General features: G+C 38.8%; 2 protein-coding genes and 1 pseudogene. All 3 read left to right on the top strand.

Annotated elements, in window-relative coordinates; translation table 11 throughout:
• A pseudogene (locus ACYIAL_RS12715) lies at positions 1-260 on the top strand (hypothetical protein); the annotation flags it as partial.
• A gap of 45 nt (positions 261-305) precedes the next feature.
• Positions 306-1,403 carry a DUF6708 domain-containing protein gene (locus ACYIAL_RS12720; RefSeq protein ID WP_483751898.1) on the top strand — a complete coding sequence of 366 codons (1,098 nt, stop codon included), beginning with the start codon at positions 306-308 and terminating at the stop codon, positions 1,401-1,403.
• Between the two features lie 45 nt (positions 1,404-1,448).
• A partial coding sequence (locus ACYIAL_RS12725) for a hypothetical protein (protein WP_483751899.1) occupies positions 1,449-1,795 on the top strand: 347 nt, incomplete at its 3' end.

Genomic DNA, 1,795 nt, shown 5'->3' on the forward strand with positions numbered 1-1,795 from the left:
TGTATTTACTGCTTATTCCTGTATTTTTAATTTTATTACCGTTTTACACTATCGGCTACTTTATTTCGGAATGCCTATGCTGGCAACCGCGCTGGCCAAAAGTAATACGCCAAGCTGGTCAAGTGGGTAAACCCACGCCAAAAGAAACCACCTTATCGGACTATCCCCCTAAGGTACAACAAGCCCTATTAGATAGCCGCTTGGAATGGGGTGTGCGTGACGAAAAAACAGGAAAGCTAGTTGATTATGGTAATTCTTAATATAAAAACCATTTTTTAAAACAATAACAACAGGATGTAAAATCGATGTACGTTGGTGAATTTTTATTATGGTTTGGTAGCGCCATAAAAGCCGAAACTCGCAAAAAATTAAAAATGGGTTATACCAGTGGTGATATGACGCTAAAAGAGGTTCAAAAAGATTACACGCAAGAATCCGTCAGTAATCACCCTCGCCCTATTGGTCCTTACTATGCTTATAACGATCGCTATTTAGAGATCCGTGGTGGCATGTTTGAAAATTTTCGGGGTATTCTGACTTGGATTAGTTTACTTATATTTTTGATTCCTTTGAGTTCAAGTTATAATTCTATCTACAGCTTTATGGTGTTATATAATAATGAAACCGACAAAGTGACAGGATATGTCATAGCTATTATATTTTTTTCAATTATTTTTTTAATTTCAACTTACTTATTTATCCGTTATTTCCGCTATATTTATCGCTTTGAACTGTTTACCATCCGCCATATTCGGGTACGGTTTAATCGAATCACAAGGCAAGTGTATATTCAACGCCCCAAATATTGTGGTGGCACAGTGGTATTTAAGTGGGAACATATTATGCCCGCTAACTTTGGCGAAACCGGCTCAGACATGGGAGGCACCAATATGGTTAACCTAATGACCTTTCACCCTTATAAAACCGGCTTCCCGGTTGCCCAATCGGTCGGCATTGGCAAAAATACCTATAACCCTCAAGACTATAAAGATGAATGGGAATTTATTCGCCGTTATATGGAGCACGGCCCCGAAAACTTGCCAAAACCACGCCTAAGCACCCATTTACCCATGCCCTTTCATGGCTTTGAGGGGCATATAAAGCCCATGATTCATGCAGCTAAAAATGCCCCAACCGCATGGGTGTATTTACTATTAATACCCGTATTTTTAATCTTACTCCCCTTTTACACCGTGGGCTACTTTATTTCGGAATGCCTATGCTGGCAACCGCGCTGGCCAAAAGTAATACGCCAAGCTGGTCAAGTGGGCAAACCCACCCCAAAAGAAACCACCTTATCGGACTATCCCCCTAAGGTACAACAAGCCATATTAGATAGCCGTTTGGAATGGGGAGTGCGTGACGAAAAAACAGGAAAGCTAGTTGATTATGGTAATTCTTAATATAAAAACCATTTTTTAAAACAATAACAACAGGATTTAAAATCGATGTACGTTGGTGAATTTTTATTATGGTTTGGTAGCGCCATGAAAGCCGAAACTCGCAAAAAATTAAAAATGGGTTATACCAGTGGTGATATGACGCTAAAAGAGGTTCAAAAAGACTACACGCAAGAATCCGTCAGTAATCACCCTCGCCCTATTGGTCCTTACTATGCTTATAACGATCGCTATTTAGAGATCCGTGGTGGCATGTTTGAAAATTTTAGGGGTATCTTGACATGGATTACATTACTTATTTTTTTAATACCCTTTACAACTTTTGACTTATTTATAATAACTGCAGTCCGATTATACAATCATGAAACAACTAAAATTGTCTCAAATACATTTGC

This window comes from Gilliamella sp. X-57, from assembly GCF_057063565.1.